15 protein-coding genes are annotated in these 16,172 nt (G+C 67.4%); 10 read left to right on the forward strand and 5 right to left on the reverse strand.

What is annotated here, in order from left to right:
• Window positions 1-176: 176 nt before the first annotated feature.
• From WI26_RS03720 to WI26_RS03735, 4 genes are all read right to left on the reverse strand, one after another.
• The gene (locus tag WI26_RS03720) at window positions 177-1,616 is read right to left on the reverse strand and encodes a DHA2 family efflux MFS transporter permease subunit (RefSeq protein ID WP_060190842.1); all 1,440 of its coding nucleotides are present in this window, start codon (window positions 1,614-1,616) and stop codon (window positions 177-179) included.
• Between the two features lie 127 nt (window positions 1,617-1,743).
• Complete coding sequence (locus WI26_RS03725) at window positions 1,744-2,478, reverse strand: DsbA family oxidoreductase (protein WP_069225220.1); 735 nt, start codon at window positions 2,476-2,478, stop codon at window positions 1,744-1,746.
• A gap of 193 nt (window positions 2,479-2,671) precedes the next feature.
• Window positions 2,672-3,466: a helix-turn-helix transcriptional regulator gene (locus tag WI26_RS03730; protein ID WP_059468528.1), complete on the reverse strand. Its 795-nt coding sequence runs from the start codon at window positions 3,464-3,466 to the stop codon at window positions 2,672-2,674.
• On the reverse strand, window positions 3,463-4,425 hold the full coding sequence (locus WI26_RS03735) for an ornithine cyclodeaminase family protein (RefSeq protein ID WP_069225221.1): 963 nt from the start codon (window positions 4,423-4,425) through the stop codon (window positions 3,463-3,465). The genes WI26_RS03730 and WI26_RS03735 overlap by 4 nt, the downstream gene beginning before the upstream one ends.
• A gap of 334 nt (window positions 4,426-4,759) precedes the next feature.
• Between WI26_RS03735 and WI26_RS03740 the strand changes: the two genes are divergently transcribed.
• Together WI26_RS03740 and WI26_RS03745 are read left to right on the forward strand one after the other, a co-directional pair.
• Window positions 4,760-5,539 (forward strand): ABC transporter substrate-binding protein, encoded by a 780-nt coding sequence (locus tag WI26_RS03740; RefSeq protein ID WP_059508849.1) that lies wholly within the window; start codon window positions 4,760-4,762, stop codon window positions 5,537-5,539.
• A gap of 67 nt (window positions 5,540-5,606) precedes the next feature.
• Window positions 5,607-6,851 carry an NAD(P)/FAD-dependent oxidoreductase gene (locus WI26_RS03745; RefSeq protein WP_069225222.1) on the forward strand — a complete coding sequence of 415 codons (1,245 nt, stop codon included), beginning with the start codon at window positions 5,607-5,609 and terminating at the stop codon, window positions 6,849-6,851.
• Window positions 6,852-6,913: 62 nt separating this feature from the next.
• Here WI26_RS03745 and WI26_RS32105 read toward each other — a convergent pair.
• A protein-coding gene (locus WI26_RS32105) for an IS3 family transposase (protein WP_155768733.1) occupies window positions 6,914-8,277 on the reverse strand; the annotation gives its coding sequence in 2 pieces (ribosomal slippage) (window positions 6,914-7,815 and window positions 7,815-8,277; 1,365 coding nt in all).
• A gap of 504 nt (window positions 8,278-8,781) precedes the next feature.
• Between WI26_RS32105 and WI26_RS03760 the strand changes: the two genes are divergently transcribed.
• The 8 genes from WI26_RS03760 (at window position 8,782) to groES (ending at window position 16,145) form a co-directional block, all read left to right on the forward strand.
• Window positions 8,782-11,880: a beta strand repeat-containing protein gene (locus tag WI26_RS03760; protein ID WP_069225225.1), complete on the forward strand. Its 3,099-nt coding sequence runs from the start codon at window positions 8,782-8,784 to the stop codon at window positions 11,878-11,880.
• A gap of 276 nt (window positions 11,881-12,156) precedes the next feature.
• The gene (locus tag WI26_RS03765) at window positions 12,157-12,516 is read left to right on the forward strand and encodes a hypothetical protein (protein WP_059466945.1); all 360 of its coding nucleotides are present in this window, start codon (window positions 12,157-12,159) and stop codon (window positions 12,514-12,516) included.
• Between the two features lie 46 nt (window positions 12,517-12,562).
• On the forward strand, window positions 12,563-13,078 hold the full coding sequence (locus WI26_RS03770) for a sigma-70 family RNA polymerase sigma factor (protein WP_059538923.1): 516 nt from the start codon (window positions 12,563-12,565) through the stop codon (window positions 13,076-13,078).
• A complete protein-coding gene (locus WI26_RS03775) occupies window positions 13,078-13,872 on the forward strand; it encodes an anti-sigma factor family protein (protein ID WP_069225226.1) in 795 nt (264 codons plus the stop codon). The genes WI26_RS03770 and WI26_RS03775 overlap by 1 nt, the downstream gene beginning before the upstream one ends.
• Before the next feature lie 26 nt (window positions 13,873-13,898).
• Window positions 13,899-14,312 (forward strand): quinol oxidase, encoded by a 414-nt coding sequence (locus WI26_RS03780; RefSeq protein WP_069226346.1) that lies wholly within the window; start codon window positions 13,899-13,901, stop codon window positions 14,310-14,312.
• On the forward strand, window positions 14,309-14,941 hold the full coding sequence (locus tag WI26_RS03785) for a LolA family protein (RefSeq protein WP_069225227.1): 633 nt from the start codon (window positions 14,309-14,311) through the stop codon (window positions 14,939-14,941). Before WI26_RS03780 ends, WI26_RS03785 begins: the two co-directional genes overlap by 4 nt.
• Window positions 14,942-14,970: 29 nt before the next feature.
• Window positions 14,971-15,480, forward strand: coding sequence for an SRPBCC family protein (locus WI26_RS03790; protein WP_069225228.1), 510 nt, complete (start codon window positions 14,971-14,973; stop codon window positions 15,478-15,480).
• Window positions 15,481-15,851: 371 nt separating this feature from the next.
• A complete protein-coding gene (gene groES, locus WI26_RS03795; protein WP_004186661.1) occupies window positions 15,852-16,145 on the forward strand; it encodes a co-chaperone GroES in 294 nt (97 codons plus the stop codon).
• Window positions 16,146-16,172 lie beyond the last annotated feature (27 nt).

Below are 16,172 nucleotides of genomic sequence, written 5' to 3' on the forward strand. Positions count from 1 at the left end.
CGGGGAATGCTTGCCGGACGGGCCCTTCGTGACGTGCGAAACGGTCGTTTGAACGGGCGCCGGGCCTGACGGGGCCGTGCGCCGGCATTGGGGCGTGTGCGAACGGCGGCCGGCTATCGGGCATGGCGGGGGAGAGCGGGGCGACATGCGTCCCGCGTCAGGCCGGACGGCCGCCGTCAATGCATCGCGGGGCCGACGCCGGCAACGGCGTCCTGGCGGCGGATGCGCAGCGCGAGGCCGAGCAGCCCCGCCGCGGCCGCGAATGCCGCACCGACCGCGAATGCGGCGTGGTAGCCGCCGTTCAGCGCCTCGAGCGGTATGGCGCGCGCCGCCGCGAGCGCGTCGGTGCGCGCGGCCGCGAGGCTCGCGAGCACGGCGAGGCCGAGTGCGCCGCCCATCATGAACGCGGTGTTGACGATGCCGGACGCGAGTCCCGAATCGGCCGGGGCGACGTCGCTCATCGCGGCGAGCAGCACCGGATTGAACGCGACGCCGGCGCCGATGCCGAGCAGCGTCATGCCCGGCAGCACGTGCCAGACGAAGCTGCCGTCCGCCGGCGCGCGCGAGAACAGCGCGAGGCCGCACGCGGCGATCAACAGGCCGGCCGCGATCGGGCCGCGGATTCCGAAGCGCATCACGATCCGCGCCGACAGCCCGAGCGAGAACGCCGCCATGATCAGGTTGGCCGGCAGGAACGCGAGCCCGACCTGCAGCGGCCCATAGCCGAGCACGCGCTGCATGTAGAGCGCGGACAGGAAAAACCACGCGAACATGGCCGCCGCCCACAGCACGCCGATTACGTTCGCGAGCGCGACGTTGCGCGCGGCGAACAGCGTGAGCGGCATCAGCGGATGCGCGACGCGCGCCTCGATCGCGATGAACAGCGCGAGCAGCACCACGGCCGCGCCGATCAGCACGACGGTCTGCGTCGACAGCCAGCCGGCGTCGTTGCCGCCGACGATCCCGTAGACCGCGAGCATCAGCGACGCGGTCACGGTGATCGCGCCGGCGACGTCGAGCCGCGCGGCGCCGGCCGGCGCGCGCATGCGCGGCAACAGCGCGACGCACATCGCATAAACCGCGATGCCGATCGGCAGGTTGACGAGGAAGATCCAGTGCCACGACAGCGTGCTGGTCAGGAGCCCGCCGAGCAGCACGCCGATGCTGCCGCCGCCCGCGCAGACGAAGCCGTAGACACCCATCGCGCGCGCCCGTTCTCCCGGTTCGGTGAAGAGATTCATGATCAGCGACAGCGACACGGCCGACACGATCGCGCCGCCGAAGCCCTGCACCGCGCGCGCGGCGATCAGCATCGTCTGCGACTGCGCGAGGCCGCAGGCGAGCGACGCGAACGTGAATACGACGAGGCCCGCAAGGAACATGCGCCGCTGGCCGTACAGGTCGCCGAGCCGGCCGCCGAGCAGCAGGCAGCCGCCGAACGTCAGCAGGTATGCGTTGACGACCCATACGAGGGCCGTTTCGGTGAAATGGAGGTCGGTACTGATCGAAGGCAGCGCAACGTTGACGATCGTGCTGTCGAGCACGATCATCAGCACGCCGAGGCAGAGGACGATCAGCGCGTACCAGCGCTTCTCGCCGTGGATACCGTGGGTCATGGGCTGGCCGCCTTCTCTCTGATAGTTATTTGAAAGGCTGCATTGTAGACGTCATTCCCGCGCGCTTCCTGCCGGTTTGTGGCAGGAGCGACGCGTAGCGGCGGCGCGCGTCGCGCGGCGCCGGAGGTTATCCGCGCGGCGGCAGTTCGCAGCCGTCGGGGCCGCACGCTGCCGCGTCGTCGCCGGCGAATTCGACGATCGCGCCGTCGCGCCACGCCTGTTCGAGCGCCTGCGCGAACACGTCGGCCGGCTGTGCGCCCGATACCGCGTAGCGGCGGCCGAACACGAACAGCGGCACGCCGCGTCCGCCGATCTGCGCCGCGCGCGCGATGTCGGCTTCGACTTCGTCGCGGTATGCGTCGCTGCGCAGCACGGCTTCGACGGCCGAACGCTCGAGGCCCGTTTCGACCGCGTAGTCGATCAGCGCCGCGTGGTCGAACAGCGAGCCGTGCTCGCAGAAATACGCGCGGTACAGCCGCTCGGTCAGCGCATGCGCACGGCCGGTCGCTTCCGCGAGCTTCACGAGCCGGTGACCGTCGAGCGTGTCGCCGACGAACGTGCCGGGCAGGTCGTAGTCGAGTCCAACGCTCGCGGCCGCATCGGTTACCTGGCGCAGCATCTGGCCGACCTGCGCGGGCGGCATCCGGTACTTGCCGGCGAGCATTGCCTCGACCGGCTCGACCGGCTGGCCCGGCATCAGCCGATACGCGCGCAGCGCGACGTCGACATGCTCGGCGTGCGCGAACGCGGCGAGTGCCTCGTCGAAGCGGCGCTTGCCGATCCAGCACCATGGGCAGATCAGGTCGGACCAGATTTCGACGGTCAGGCTCGGGCGGGCAGTCGGGGCAGGGATGGTCGTCATGAGCGGTCCGGGGCGGCAAATAAATGTAACCGAGACTATATCACTTTATGCTTCGATGCCTCGTCGGAGGCTCGCCGGGGGTGGAACGGGCCGCACGCTTCACGACGGAGGAACATGGCTCGCGCGTACCGGTCGCGATCGTCGATGTCGATCTCGGCGGTGAACCGACGATCGGTCCCGCTGCACGCGCCGCTTATGCGTCGCCCTGCGTTTCCTTCAGATGCTTCAGGTGCTTGTAGACGGTCGCGCGCCCCATTCCGAGCACGTTCGCCACGTAGTTCGCGGCGCTCTTGCCGCGGAACGCGCCTTCCGCATACAGCGCCTCGACGAGCTCGCGCCGGTGCTCGCGCGTGAGCCCGTTCAGGCCGACCTGCCGCTCGCGCAGCCAGCCGTGCAGGAACGTGTTGATGCGCTCCTGCCAGTCGTCGCGGAACAGCTCGTCCGGCTGCGCGACGATGCCCGCGCCCTTGATGAACACGTCGAGCGTCGCGCGGACGTCGTCGAACACCGCGATGTTGAAGTTGATGCACATCATCCCGGCCGGGCGGCCTTCGTCGTCGAACAGCACGTTGCTCACGCAACGCATGCGCCGGCCGTCCCAGTTCAGCTTTTCGTACGGACCGATCACGCGCTCGCGCGCCGAATGATCGATTTCCTCGAGCGCCGAGTCGTCGCCGACCTCGCGCTTCGACAGGTTGTTCGCGAGATACAGCACGGTCTGGTCGTGCAGGTCGTGGATCACGACTTCCGCATACGGGAAGAACAGCGCCGCGATGCCGTCGGCGATCGGTGCATAGCGGGTGAGCAGCAGGTCTTTGACGGGGGATTGCTTCTTGCGCATCGGAATCGCCATCTCGGGTGAGCGGGGGCCGGGCGGTGCGTCGGCGCGGCGCGCCGGCGTGCCGTCGAACGGCTGGTCCGTGCGCCCGCGCGCTGCCGCCGCGGCGGTTGCGCCATTGTATCGGCCCCGCGTGCGCGTGCTGCTCATGCGTGCGTCAGATGCGTGTACAGCGCATGTGCGATCGCGATGTCCTCGAGCCCGAGGCCGATCGAGCGGAAGAACGCATGACGCGTGCGCGACGGCGCCGCGCAGGTGCCGGCGACGAGCGCGGGCAGGTCGCCGACGATTCGCTCATGCGTCCAGCCGTGCGCGGCCGCCGCGATCTGCATCTCGCCCGCGCTCGCGGGCGTCGTGTGCCGGTAGTCGCAATACACGTCCATGTCGGGCAGCCACGCGGGCGGGATCTCGTGCGCGCGCGCGACGTTGGTGCTGATCGACGTGACGAGCGCCGGACGCGTGAGCATGCCGTCGGCGAGCACCGGCGTGCCCGACGACGTGCACAGCATCACGACGTCAGCGTCGCGCACGCATGCGTCGACGCTGGCGGCCGCACGGGCTCGCGGATCGATCCGCGCGAGCGTCGCCTGCAGCGCCGCGTCGCCGGCGAGCGCGGGCGAATGGACGCTGATCGATGCCCAGTCGCGCAACGCCGCCGTGTGACGCAGATGCGCAAGGCCGACCGCGCCCGTGCCGACCACGGCGAGCCGGCGCGCGTCGCGCGGCGCAAGGCAGTCGACCGCGAGCGCGGTCGTGCCGGCCGTGCGCTCGATCGTCAGCAACCCCGCATCGCACCACATCAGCGGCTGGCCGGTGCGCATCGACATCAGCGCGGTCCATGCGGTGACGATCGGCTTTGCACCCGTCACGACGTACGGCGACAGCTTCGCGCCGAACACCTGCTCGTCGGCGAGCGCGCCGAGATACGTGATGAAATCGCCGGCGTGTTCGGGGAACAGCGTGAGGGTCTGCGGCGGCTGCACCGCGCGGGCCGACGCGAGCGACGCGAACATGCGGCGCAGCGTGCCGAGCACGTCGAGCGACGGCAGCGCCGCGCGCACCGTGGCTTCGTCGACGGTCAGCGGCAGGGTCGGGGCGGGTTGCGTCATGGGACTTCTCCGGTCGGGCGCCGGACAGGACAGTCTCGAAAACAGGTGTCCGGCGGTGTTCGTGATGGATTAAAAGTCTAATATAGACAAAACTGGCCGGGTGAAATTTTCTTTTCGAGACACGATTGCCGCGCGCATCGCCGGAAAAATGTCGGCAAATCAACGGCGTTTCGCGTGATCGGTGGACTCTCGCCGGACGATGGCGGCGTCGCGATTATCGTATCCCCTATAGTCTATAGTAGACTAAGAGTCTATATTTCCGCGTGCGGACCGGCGTGTCGTCGCACGGCGGCCGGTCTTCATCGCCTCAATCCGGAATCGAAGGACATCCGTCATGAACTGGAAGCTTTCCCTCTGCGCCGTCGCGGCGCTTGCGTGCGCGGCCGTCACGGCCCACGCGGAACAGACCACGTTGCGCTTCGGGATCGAAGCCGCGTATCCGCCGTTCGAGAGCAAGACGCCGGCCGGCCAGCTGCAGGGTTTCGACGTCGACATCGGCAACGCGGTGTGCGCGAAGCTGAACATGAAGTGCGTGTGGGTCGAGAATGCGTTCGACGGGCTGATCCCGGCGCTGCAGGCGCGCAAGTTCGACGCGATCAATTCGGCGATGAACATCACCGCGAAGCGCAAGCAGAGCATCGACTTCACGCCGCCGATCTACGTGGTGCCGATCGTGATGGTCGCGCACCGCGGCTCGCCGCTGCGGCCCGACGCCGCGAGCCTGCGCGGCAAGCACGTCGGCGTGCTGCAGGGCTCGTCGCAGGAGGATTTCCTGAAGGCCCACTGGGCGAATGCGGGCGTGGCTGTCGTGTCGTATCAGGACCAGGACCAGATCTATGCGGATCTCGTCGCCGGACGTCTCGACGCGGCCGTGCAGGAAGCACAGACCGCGCAGGACGGTTTCCTCGACAAGCCTGCCGGCCGCGACTACCAGATCGTCGGCGATGCGCTGAAGGATCCCGCGACGCTCGGCGAAGGCACCGGCTTCGGGATGCGCAAGGGCGACAAGGCGCTGCAGGCGAAGATCGTCGGCGCGCTCGACGCGCTGAAGAAGGACGGCACGCTGAGCGCGCTGTCGCAGAAGTACTTCAAGCGCGACATCATCGCGAAGTAAGCGTGGCCGCGCGCCGGCCGCGGTGCCGGCGCGCGTCGCACCGAATCTCGACGCAGTACGGAGAAGCATGGATTTCGACGTCATCGTTCTGGGGGCCGGCATCGTCGGCGTGTCGTCGGCGCTGCATCTGCAGGATCGCGGGCTGCGCGTCGCACTCGTCGACCGGCGCGCGCCCGGCGAGGAAACGAGTCACGGCAATGCCGGGCTGATTGAACGCTCGTCGGTCGTGCCGTACGCGTTCCCGCGCCGTTTCGGCACGCTGCTGCGTTACGCACGCAACCGCTCGGTCGATCTCTATTGGGATTACAAGGCATTGCCCGCGTATGCGGGCTGGCTCGCGCGCTTCTGGCGGGAATCGTCGCCGCAGCGGCTCGCGGCCGCCGCGCGCGACATGCTGCCGCTCGTCGCGGCGAGCGTCGTCGAGCACGACGCGCTGCTCGCGCGCACGGACGCGCAACCGCTCGTGCATGACGGCGGGTGGATCGAGGCGTTCCGTTCGCCGGCGTTGTTCGACGCGGAAGCGCGCGCGCAGCAGCGGGTGGCCGACGCGCACGGGTTGCGGATGAGCGTGCTCGACGCGCGTACGTTGCGCGAACGCGAGCCCGGCATCGGCGATGCATTTTGCGGTGCGTTCCACTGGCAGGATCCGAAGACCGTGTCGAGCCCCGGCGGCCTGACGAAGGCGTACGCGCGGCTGTTCGAGCGCGACGGCGGCACGTTCGTGCGCGGCGACGCGACGACGCTCGCGCAGGTGCGCGATGGCTGGCAGGTCGATACCGGACACGGGCCGATCGCGGCGCGCTCGGCCGTGGTCGCGCTTGGGCCGTGGTCCGATCACGTGTTCGCGCCGCTCGGTTACCGGATTCCGTTGCGTGCCAAACGCGGCTACCACATGCATTACCGGCCGACCCGCGTGCCGCTGAACGTGCCCGTGTGCGATACCGAGGAGGGCTTCGTCGTCGCGCCGATGGAGGGCGGCCGCCTGCGGCTCACGACCGGTGTCGAGATTGCGTTGCGCGGCGCGCCGCCGACCGGCGTGCAGCTCGCGCGCGCCGAGCCGCTTGCGCGCGACGCGTTCGGCATCGGCGAACGGCTGGATCCGGCGCCGTGGCTCGGGATGCGGCCGTGCACGCCCGACATGCGGCCGGTGATCGGGCCTGCGCCGCGCCATCGTCACCTGTGGTTCGCGTTCGGCCATTGCCATCACGGACTCACGCTCGGCCCCGCGACCGGACGTTTGCTCGCCGAGATGATGACGGGCGAGCCGACCTACATCGATCCCCATCCGTATCGACCCGCACGCTTCGGCTGAGCCCGTTTCGACGCGACGGCCGCCGCGAGTGAACTGACCCCACGAAGTTGGACGGTTAAAATCTAAGCGGCCAAGGGCTGAGTCCTGTATTGCACGGGACTCAGCCCATTTAATTTCAGCTTGATGCGTTCGTGGTTGTAGTAGTGAATGTAGCGGCTCAACGCATCTCGCAACTGCTCCACGTTCGCAAAGCGCGCCAGCCGATAGCACTCGGATTTCAGCGTGCCGAAGAAGCTCTCCATGGCTGCGTTATCAAGGCAGTTGCCTCTGCGCGACATGCTCTGGGTGAGCGCATGCTGCTTCAACAACCGACGGTAGGCGGGCATCTGATACTGCCAGCCTTGATCCGAATGCAGTAACGGCCGTCCTTCATCATCGAGCTTGGCCACCGCCTTCTTCAACATGCCGCTGACCAACTCGAAGCTCGGGCGCTCATCCATTTGGTAAGCGACGATCTCCCCGTTGTACAAGTCCATCACCGGCGACAGATAGAGCTTTGGGCCCCCTACATTGAATTCGGTCACGTCGGTCACCCACTTCTGATTCGGGCGTTCAGCATCAAACTGCCGCCGCAGTAGATTTGGGGCAACGCGGCCGACTTCGCCTCGCCAGGAACGATATCTCTTCGGGCGTACCAGAGATTTCAACTGCAGTTGTCCCATCAACCGCTGCACGGTCTTGTGATTGATCGCGTGTCCCGCTTGCCGGATCACTGTCGTGATTCGCCGATAGCCGTAACGGCCCTTGTGGTGGTCGTACACGCTCCGGATCTTCACTTTGAGATCCGCATACCGATCGCCAGCATCCAATACCTTGAGTTGGTAATAGAACGTGCTGCGTGCCAGACCTGCCGCCTTCAGTAACGCGGCTACCGGATGGCATTGCCTAAGCTCACGTATTATTTGCGTTTTTTCCTGGGCGCTGTCTGCTTCTTTGATTGCAGCAGCGCATCGAGCTTTTTTAGGTATGCCACCTCCGCTCGCAAATACACGATTTCCTTGAGCAGTTCCTCGCGGCTCGGCTCTTTCTGCACGGTATCGTCGAGGGATTTCGGTGGTGGTGAGGTGGTCATTTTCGGGGGGCGCCCTCGGCGACGAGGCGCCAACGCATCTATACCGCCCTCATGATACAGACGCTCCCAGATCGGGATGCTTCGTTCATTGCGGATGCCGAATAGCGCTGCCACCTGCGCATACGACAGCTCATCGCGCCGCATCCGCTGAAGGACTGACAACTTGAATCGCGCGTCGTAGTGGCTGTGCTTCTTGCTCAGTCCGTCTTCGCCATGCTCGCGATAGCTCGCCACCCAACGTCGCACCATCGTCCTGCCCACTCCGTAACGGTGAGCAAGTGTCTTGGTGCCGGCCTCTCCAGCCAGGTACGCCTGAACCACTCGACGCCGAAAACGTTCGTCGTACTTCGTCATGAAAAACACCCCAAAGGTTGGATCTAGTCCAACTTTTGGGGTGCAGTTCAGAGTGCGGCCGTCACATTTTTTCGTTTGGCTGTCCGTGTTGTCGGAGGGCGCGCAAATGGAAATCATCTGCGTAATTGATCGGAAAGAAATCGCGAAATAAGAAAATGGGCAAACAAGCGATTTATTAATGCATTTTCATGAAAATGAAATGCGAATCGTTGGATCCGCCCGGGCAATACGTCGGCGCTTTCGTAAGGACGTTCCGACGTGGCACGGAATGTACCGGAACACGTTACTTCGGGCCTCGCAAACGTTACGTTACATCCGCACGCCGGATGTCTGATTCGTCGGATGATTGTGGTCGTGTGACCCATTTATTTGCCCTGAAATCCATATAAAACCGTTATTCGATTGCAATAGGCAGACGAATCAATCCGTTTTATCCGGGTGGCACGCTTCGTGCAATCCGTCCCCATGCTTTATCAACGTAGTGCCAACCGAGATGGGGTAAAGATGGGACAAAATCTTAAATTGACGGGTGTGGCGCTGTCGGTCGCGACGGTGTTCGGGGTACTGGCTTCCGGTTCGGCTATCGCGGGGACGCTCGATGCGCTGCCGCTTCCGCAGGTAATCGTGAATCCGCCGACGAACAGCGTGTCGATCGGGCTGGCCGCGACCGGCACGTCGCCGCTGGGTTCGGTCACCGTGGCGGCGGGCGGATCGGGCGCGATTCAGACGTCGCTGGGCAATCCGGCGGAGGCATTGTCGGGCGCGGTGAACGCGCTGCAAGGCGCGCTCGGTGGCGGAGGCGGCACGGTGACGCCGCTCGCGCCGGTGCAAGGCGTGGTGAACGGGGTGACGGGTGCGCTCGGCGGTGGCAATCCGGCAGGTGCATTGACCGGTGCGCTCGGCACGGTCACGGGTGCGTTGGGTAACGTTGGCGGCGGCACGAATCCGCTGGCGCCGGTTCAAGGCGTCGTCAATCAAGTGACGGGGGCGCTTGGTGGCGGCAATCCGGCAGGTGCGTTGACTGGTGCGCTCGGCACGGTCACGGGTGCGCTGGGTAACGTTGGCGGTGGCGCGAATCCGCTGGCGCCGGTGCAGGGTGTGGTGAACGGGGTGACGGGCGCGCTCGGCAGCGGCGATCCGGCAGGTGCGTTGTCCGGCGCGTTGGGCACGGTCACCGGTGCGTTGGGCAACGTTGCCGGCGGTGGGAATCCGCTGGCGCCGGTTCAAGGCGTGGTGAACGGAGTGACGGGCGCACTCGGCGGCGGCAATCCGGCAGGTGCGTTGACTGGCGCGTTGGGTACGGTCACCGGTGCACTGGGCAACGTTGGCGGCGGCACGAACCCGCTGGCGCCGGTTCAGGGCGTCGTCAATCAAGTGACGGGCGCACTCGGCGGTGGCAACCCGGCAGGTGCGTTGACTGGCGCGCTGGGCACGGTCACGGGTGCACTGGGCAACGTTGGCGGCGGCACGAACCCGCTGGCGCCGGTTCAAGGCGTCGTCAATCAAGTGACGGGCGCACTCGGCGGCGGCAATCCGGCAGGTGCGTTGACTGGCGCGCTGGGTACGGTCACCGGTGCACTGGGTAACGTTGGCGGTGGCACGAACCCGCTGGCACCGGTTCAAGGTGTCGTCAATCAAGTGACGGGCGCGCTCGGCGGCGGCAATCCGGCAGGTGCGTTGACCGGCGCGCTGGGCACGGTCACCGGTGCACTGGGCAACGTTGGCGGCGGCACGAACCCGCTGGCGCCGGTTCAAGGCGTCGTCAATCAAGTGACGGGCGCACTCGGCGGCGGCAATCCGGCAGGTGCATTGACTGGCGCGCTGGGTACGGTCACCGGTGCACTGGGTAACGTTGGCGGTGGCACGAACCCGCTGGCACCGGTTCAAGGTGTCGTCAATCAAGTGACGGGCGCGCTCGGCGGCGGCAATCCGGCAGGTGCGTTGACTGGCGCGCTGGGTACGGTCACCGGTGCACTGGGTAACGTCGGCGGCGGTGCGAATCCGCTGGCGCCGGTTCAAGGTGTCGTCAATCAAGTGACGGGCGCACTCGGCGGCGGCAATCCGGCAGGTGCGTTGACTGGCGCGTTGGGTACGGTCACCGGTGCACTGGGCAACGTTGGCGGCGGCACGAACCCGCTGGCGCCGGTTCAGGGCGTCGTCAATCAAGTGACGGGCGCACTCGGTGGCGGTAATCCGGCAGGTGCGTTGACCGGTGCGCTCGGCACGGTCACCGGTGCACTGGGCAACGTCGGCGGTGGCACGAACCCGCTGGCGCCGGTTCAAGGCGTCGTCAATCAAGTGACGGGCGCACTCGGCGGCGGCAATCCGGCAGGTGCGTTGACCGGTGCGCTGGGCACAGTCACGGGTGTACTGGGCAACGTTGGCGGCGGCACGAACCCGCTGGCACCGATCCAGAACGTTGTCGACCAGGTCACGGGCACGCTGGGCAGTGGCAATCCGGCCGGTGCACTGAGCAACGCGGTCAATACGATCACGGGGGCGCTCGGCAACATCGGCGGCGTGTCGAGCCCACTGGCACCGGTGCAAGGTGCCGTTACGCAACTCGCCGGCACGCTCGGCAACGGCAACCCGGCCAGTGCACTGACGGACGCGGTGAACTCGATGACGGGCGCACTCGGCAATCTCGGCGGCTCGAACCCGCTGGCGCCGGTGCAGGGCGTTGTGAACCAGGTCGTCGGCACGCTTTCGGGCGCCGGCGGCGGCAGCCCGATCGCGCCGATCACGAGCCTCGTCAGCGGCCTGCAGAATGCCCTGCCGACGGGTGGCAATGCGGCCGGCGCGCTGACCGGAGCGCTCGGTTCGGTCACGAGCGCGCTCGGCAATCTCGGTAGCGCGAACGCGCTGGCGCCGGTCCAGGGCGTGGTTAACCAGGTCGTCGGCACGCTGGGCAGCGGCAACCCGGCAGGCGCACTGAGCAATGCGGTCAGCTCGGTGACGGGCGCACTCGGCAACCTCGGCGGCACGAACCCGCTGGCGCCGGTGCAGGGCGTCGTGAACCAGGTCGTCGGTACGCTGGGCAGCGGCAACCCGGCAGGCGCACTGAGCAATGCAGTCAGCTCGGTGACAGGCGCACTCGGCAACCTCGGCGGCACGAACCCGCTGGCGCCGGTGCAGGGCGTCGTGAACCAGGTCGTTGGCACATTGTCGGGCGCAGGTGGCAGCCCGATTGCGCCGATCACGAACCTCGTCAGCGGTCTGAGCGGCGGCAGCAACCCGGCCGGCGCACTGACCGGTGCACTCGGTTCGGTCACGGGCGCCCTCGCGAACGGTCCGGCAGCCCTCGGGCAGGCGGCCGGCGCGCTGTCGGGCGCGGCCGGTTCGACTGCCGCGGCGGGCGGCAGCCTGCTCGGCTCCGGCGCGAGCGCTGCGGGCAGCACGGCGGGCGCTACCGGTTCGCTGGTCTCGACGACCGGCAACGCGACGGCGACGGTCGTCAATGCTGTCGGCACGTCGCTGGGCACGGTGCTGGGTTCAACGCCGAGCCTGTCGGTCACGCCGCACTCGGGCAACGGCTCCGCGAACAACCCGCTCGCACCGGTGTCGACGCTGCTGCAGGCGGTGACTGGCGCATTGCCGAAGTAACCGGCCGGAACGCGCGGCGGCGGTCCATCGCTTGCCGCGCGCAACGGGGCGTACAACGCGGCATGACAGCAATGTCATGCCGCGTTTTCTTTGGATTCCCGATGTGTTTCCTGTGAGGAATGGCGCCGCGTTGCGGGGCAGCATGGAATAACTTGCCGGGTCCGTCCGTTTACCTACCAAGTCTCGGCGCGGCCGGACGGCGGGATAATGGTCATGACGAAGTCGACGTCCCGTCCGGCGGTGCGGTGCCGCGATGCCATGCCAAGGAGAACGGGAATGAAGACGATGCTGTTCGCCATCGCGCTGACGGCCGCGATCGCGCGGCCCGCGGCCGCCGAGCCGCCGCAGGCCGGTGACGGGAAACTGGTCGACGAAGATCACATGACGCTGTACGTGTTCGATCACGATGCGCCGGGCAGGAGCACATGCACCGGCACCTGCGCGGCCAACTGGCCGCCGGCGCTCGCCGACGGATACGACAAGGCGTCCGGCGCACTGAGCCTCGTCACGCGCGACGACGGCCGCAAGCAATGGGCTTACCACGGCCGTCCGCTGTATCGCTGGAAGATGGACCACAAGGCCGGCGACGCGGGTGGCGACGGGATTGGTGGCATGTGGCACGTCGCGCGTCCCTGAGAGTCGACGGACGGACTGACGGCGCGGCGACGCGCGAGGCATCCGGATGAGCTACGAATCGGACCTGCTGGTGTGGCTGCCGCATCTCACGCGATATGCGCGCGCGCTGACGGGCGACCGAGCCTGGGCGGACGATCTCGTGCAGGACACGCTCGAGCGCGCGCTGAACCGGCCGCCGCGCGACGGCGGCAACCTGCGTGCGTGGCTGCTGACGCTGCTGCGCCATCGTTTCATCGATCAGTTGCGCGCGCGGCACGAGATCGCGGTCGACGATGCGACCGCGCCATGGCAGACGATGGCCGCGCCGACCGACGAGATCGGTGGGCTGCTGCTGCGCGACGTGCAGCGCGCGCTGTACCGGCTGCCCGTCGAGCAGCGCGAGGTGCTGCTGCTGATCGCGCTCGAGGAATTGAGTTACCGCGACGCCGCACAAGTGCTCGGGGTGCCGGTGGGGACGGTGATGTCACGGCTGTCGCGGGCGCGTGAACACATGCGTGCGCTGCTGTCCGGCGAGCCGCCGGCGCGCGGCGCGGCCGCGTTACGGGTGATCGGGAAGACATGATGGACGACGATCCGCGCAAACCTTCGAACGAGCGGGACGACGGCGCCGACGCCGACGCATCGGCGCAGCTGCTGTCGGCGCTGCTCGACGGCGAGCTGTCGGGGCCGGAGCGCCGCGAGATGCTCGAACGGCTGGAGTCCGATCCGCGTGAAGCCGACCGGTTCGCGCATTACGGCGCACAGCGCGCCGCGGTGCAAGCATTGTTCCCGCTGCCGGCCGCAGCACCCACGCTGTTCGTGCAGCGGCGCGCGCCGCGCTGGCGCAGCGTCGCGTATGCGTTCGCGGGGCTGGCCGCCGGGCTGATGATCGGCGTCGCGCTGCACGCCGGCTGGACTACGTTCGGCGCCGAGCCGGCCTTTGCCGCGCGCGCGGACGTCGCGTACGCCGTGTACGCGGCCGATCGGGAGCATCCGGTCGAGGTCGATGCGCGCGATCCGGCGCGCCTTGCCGCGTGGCTGTCCGCGCGTCTCGGGCGGCCCGTGCGCGCGCCGTCGCTCGACGAATACGGCTATGCATTGCTGGGCGGCCGATTGCTGCCGGGCGACGCGGGGCCGGCCGCGCAACTGATGTACCAGCGTGCGGATGGCGAGCGCGTCACGCTCTACATGACGGCCTACGACGCGCGACGCTTTGCGCCCCAGGCGATGTCGGCCGGCGGCCGCGACACGTATTTCTGGTCCGATCGCGGCATGGGTTTTGCGCTCTCCGGACGCGCCGACGAACGGCGCTTGCGCGAGCTCGCGATCGAAGCATGCGGCGCGCTCGGCGGACCGACCGACGCGTGGAAGGGATGACGCGCGACATCGGCAGGGAGTCAACGATGAACACGAAGGCGGCGATGTTGACGATTGCGCTCGTCGCGGGCGCCGGGCTCGCGCGGGCGGACGGCGATGCGCCGGTGCGCGTGCCGGTCGACGCCGACGGCGTGCAGCGGGTGACGATCGTCGGCGGCAGCTATTTCTTTCGCCCGAACCACGTGATTGTCCGCGCGCACGTGCCGGTCGAACTGACCGTATCGGCCGAACCGGGCGTCGTGCCGCACAGTTTCGAGATTGACGCGCCACAGGCCGGCGTCGCGGTGCATACCGAGCTGGGCACGACGCCGCGCACGTTGCGCTTCACGCCGACCGCACCCGGCCGCTTCGCCTACTATTGCACGCATCGGCTGCTGTTCCTGCGCAGCCATCGCGAGCGCGGAATGGAAGGCGTGCTCGACGTCGAGGCGGCGCCGTGATCGCCGCATTGCTGGCCGCGAGCCTGATAGGAGCGAGCATGACAGCCGATCCCGTGACCATCGCGCAGACCCATTTCGACCAGGTCCACTCGTACCGCGCGACGATCCGCTCGTCGGCGCGAAGCGGCGAGCACGCCGAATTCCACTATGCGTACCGGAAACCCGGTTTCGTCCGGATGGACTTCGTGTCGCCGCATCACGGCGCGGTGCTTGCGTACGACCCCGGCGACGGCAAGGTGCGGCTGCGCCCGTTCGGCGAGCATGCGCTGCCCGCGCTGACGCTGTCGCCGTCCAATCCGCTCCTGCGAGACGGCAGCGGCCATCGCGTCGACCGGTCGGACGTCGGCGTGTTGCTGCGCAACGTGCATGCGCTGCAGCAGGGCGGTGCGACCGTGACGGAAGGCCAGGAAACCATCGGCGGACGCACCACGCTGCGCGTATCGGTGACGGGCGCGCCCGCGCATGTGGTCGACGGCGTGCACCGCTATCGTCTGTGGCTGGACGCCGAGGACGGCTTTCCGCTGAAGGTGGTGAGCTTCGCGGACGATGACGGCGCGCCGCTCGAAACGGTGACCCTCGACGACGTCGAGATCGACGTCGCGTTTCCCGCCCGCTTCTTCACGCCCTGATCCCGATTCTGATTCGCGCCGGAGGCAGCATGGCGGAATACCGGTTTTCGACGACGTGGCGAGTGGACGCGCCGCTCGCGGCTGTCTGGGACGCGATCTACCAGGTCGATCGCTGGCCCGACTGGTGGAAGAGCGCCGTGCGGACCGTCGAGATCGAGCGCGGCGACACGCGCGGCATCGGCGCGCTGCAGCGATACACATGGAAAGGCGCGTTGCCGTACCGGCTGACCTTCGACATGCGCGTGCTGCGCGTCGAGCGGCCGCATGTGCTCGAAGGTCGCGCGAGCGGCGCGATCGAAGGCGAGGGACGCTGGTCGTTCGCCGGCGACGGCACGCGCACCGTTGTGCGCTACGAGTGGCACATCCGCACGCGCGAGCGCTGGATGAACTGGCTGGAGCCGGTCGCGCGGCCGCTGTTCGTGTGGAATCACGACGTCGTGATGCGCGAAGGCGCAAAAGGCCTCGCCCGCCTGCTCGGCGCGACGGTCGAGACCGACGGCCGGACGTTCCAGCCGGTCGCGGGCTGTCCGGACATGTGATATTCCGGGCCTCCGTCTAGGCTCCTGCTGCGTCCGAGCAGCCATTTTCATACGATGCCGACGACCGCGGGAACTCGATGCTCGCTCCGTGTCAAATTGGGGCGAGGGTCGGGATATCCCGTATCTCGTTCGCTGCCGGCCCGCGGTGTCGATAGCTATGTATTTGTTTTAAATGAGTTTGTTAAATTCGTCCCCGTTTTTTTCCCGTTCCGCCCCGCACGAAAAAACCTCCGGCTTCCCTTCTTGAATTTGTCAAAACCCGTCCATATAATTAGCACTCGCTGCACGAGAGTGCTAACAATTCTCTGCCGGGCGACCCGCCGGGCAGATTCCCTAAGCGTTCTTCAATCTCAGTCAAGAGAGGAGTGAATATGAACCTTCGTCCTTTGCACGATCGCGTGATCGTCAAGCGCCTGGATCAAGAAACCAAGACCGCCTCGGGCATCGTGATCCCCGACGCAGCAGCTGAGAAGCCGGATCAAGGCGAAGTCCTGGCCATCGGCCCGGGCAAGCGCGACGACAAGGGCGCACCGATCGCGCTCGACGTGAAGGTCGGCGATCGCGTGCTGTTCGGCAAGTACGCTGGTCAGACCGTCAAGGTCGACGGCCAGGAGCTGCTGGTCATGCGTGAAGAAGACATCATGGCCGTGGTCAACGCCAAGTAAGCGTCCACTGTCGGCACATATTCTCAA

It is taken from the genome of Burkholderia diffusa (genome assembly GCF_001718315.1).
GTDB lineage: Bacteria > Pseudomonadota > Gammaproteobacteria > Burkholderiales > Burkholderiaceae > Burkholderia > Burkholderia diffusa_B.

Coding starts and splice junctions, on each gene's coding strand:
- WI26_RS03775 (WP_069225226.1), top strand. CDS start 13,078: ATGGACGACGATCCGCGCAAACCTTCGAACGAGCGGGACGACGGCGCC.
- WI26_RS03730 (WP_059468528.1), bottom strand. CDS start 3,466: ATGAGCAGCACGCGCACGCGGGGCCGATACAATGGCGCAACCGCCGCG.
- groES (WP_004186661.1), top strand. CDS start 15,852: ATGAACCTTCGTCCTTTGCACGATCGCGTGATCGTCAAGCGCCTGGAT.
- WI26_RS03790 (WP_069225228.1), top strand. CDS start 14,971: ATGGCGGAATACCGGTTTTCGACGACGTGGCGAGTGGACGCGCCGCTC.
- WI26_RS03780 (WP_069226346.1), top strand. CDS start 13,899: ATGAACACGAAGGCGGCGATGTTGACGATTGCGCTCGTCGCGGGCGCC.
- WI26_RS03745 (WP_069225222.1), top strand. CDS start 5,607: ATGGATTTCGACGTCATCGTTCTGGGGGCCGGCATCGTCGGCGTGTCG.
- WI26_RS03725 (WP_069225220.1), bottom strand. CDS start 2,478: ATGACGACCATCCCTGCCCCGACTGCCCGCCCGAGCCTGACCGTCGAA.
- WI26_RS03740 (WP_059508849.1), top strand. CDS start 4,760: ATGAACTGGAAGCTTTCCCTCTGCGCCGTCGCGGCGCTTGCGTGCGCG.
- WI26_RS03760 (WP_069225225.1), top strand. CDS start 8,782: ATGGGACAAAATCTTAAATTGACGGGTGTGGCGCTGTCGGTCGCGACG.
- WI26_RS03720 (WP_060190842.1), bottom strand. CDS start 1,616: ATGACCCACGGTATCCACGGCGAGAAGCGCTGGTACGCGCTGATCGTC.
- WI26_RS03735 (WP_069225221.1), bottom strand. CDS start 4,425: ATGACGCAACCCGCCCCGACCCTGCCGCTGACCGTCGACGAAGCCACG.
- WI26_RS03770 (WP_059538923.1), top strand. CDS start 12,563: ATGAGCTACGAATCGGACCTGCTGGTGTGGCTGCCGCATCTCACGCGA.
- WI26_RS03765 (WP_059466945.1), top strand. CDS start 12,157: ATGAAGACGATGCTGTTCGCCATCGCGCTGACGGCCGCGATCGCGCGG.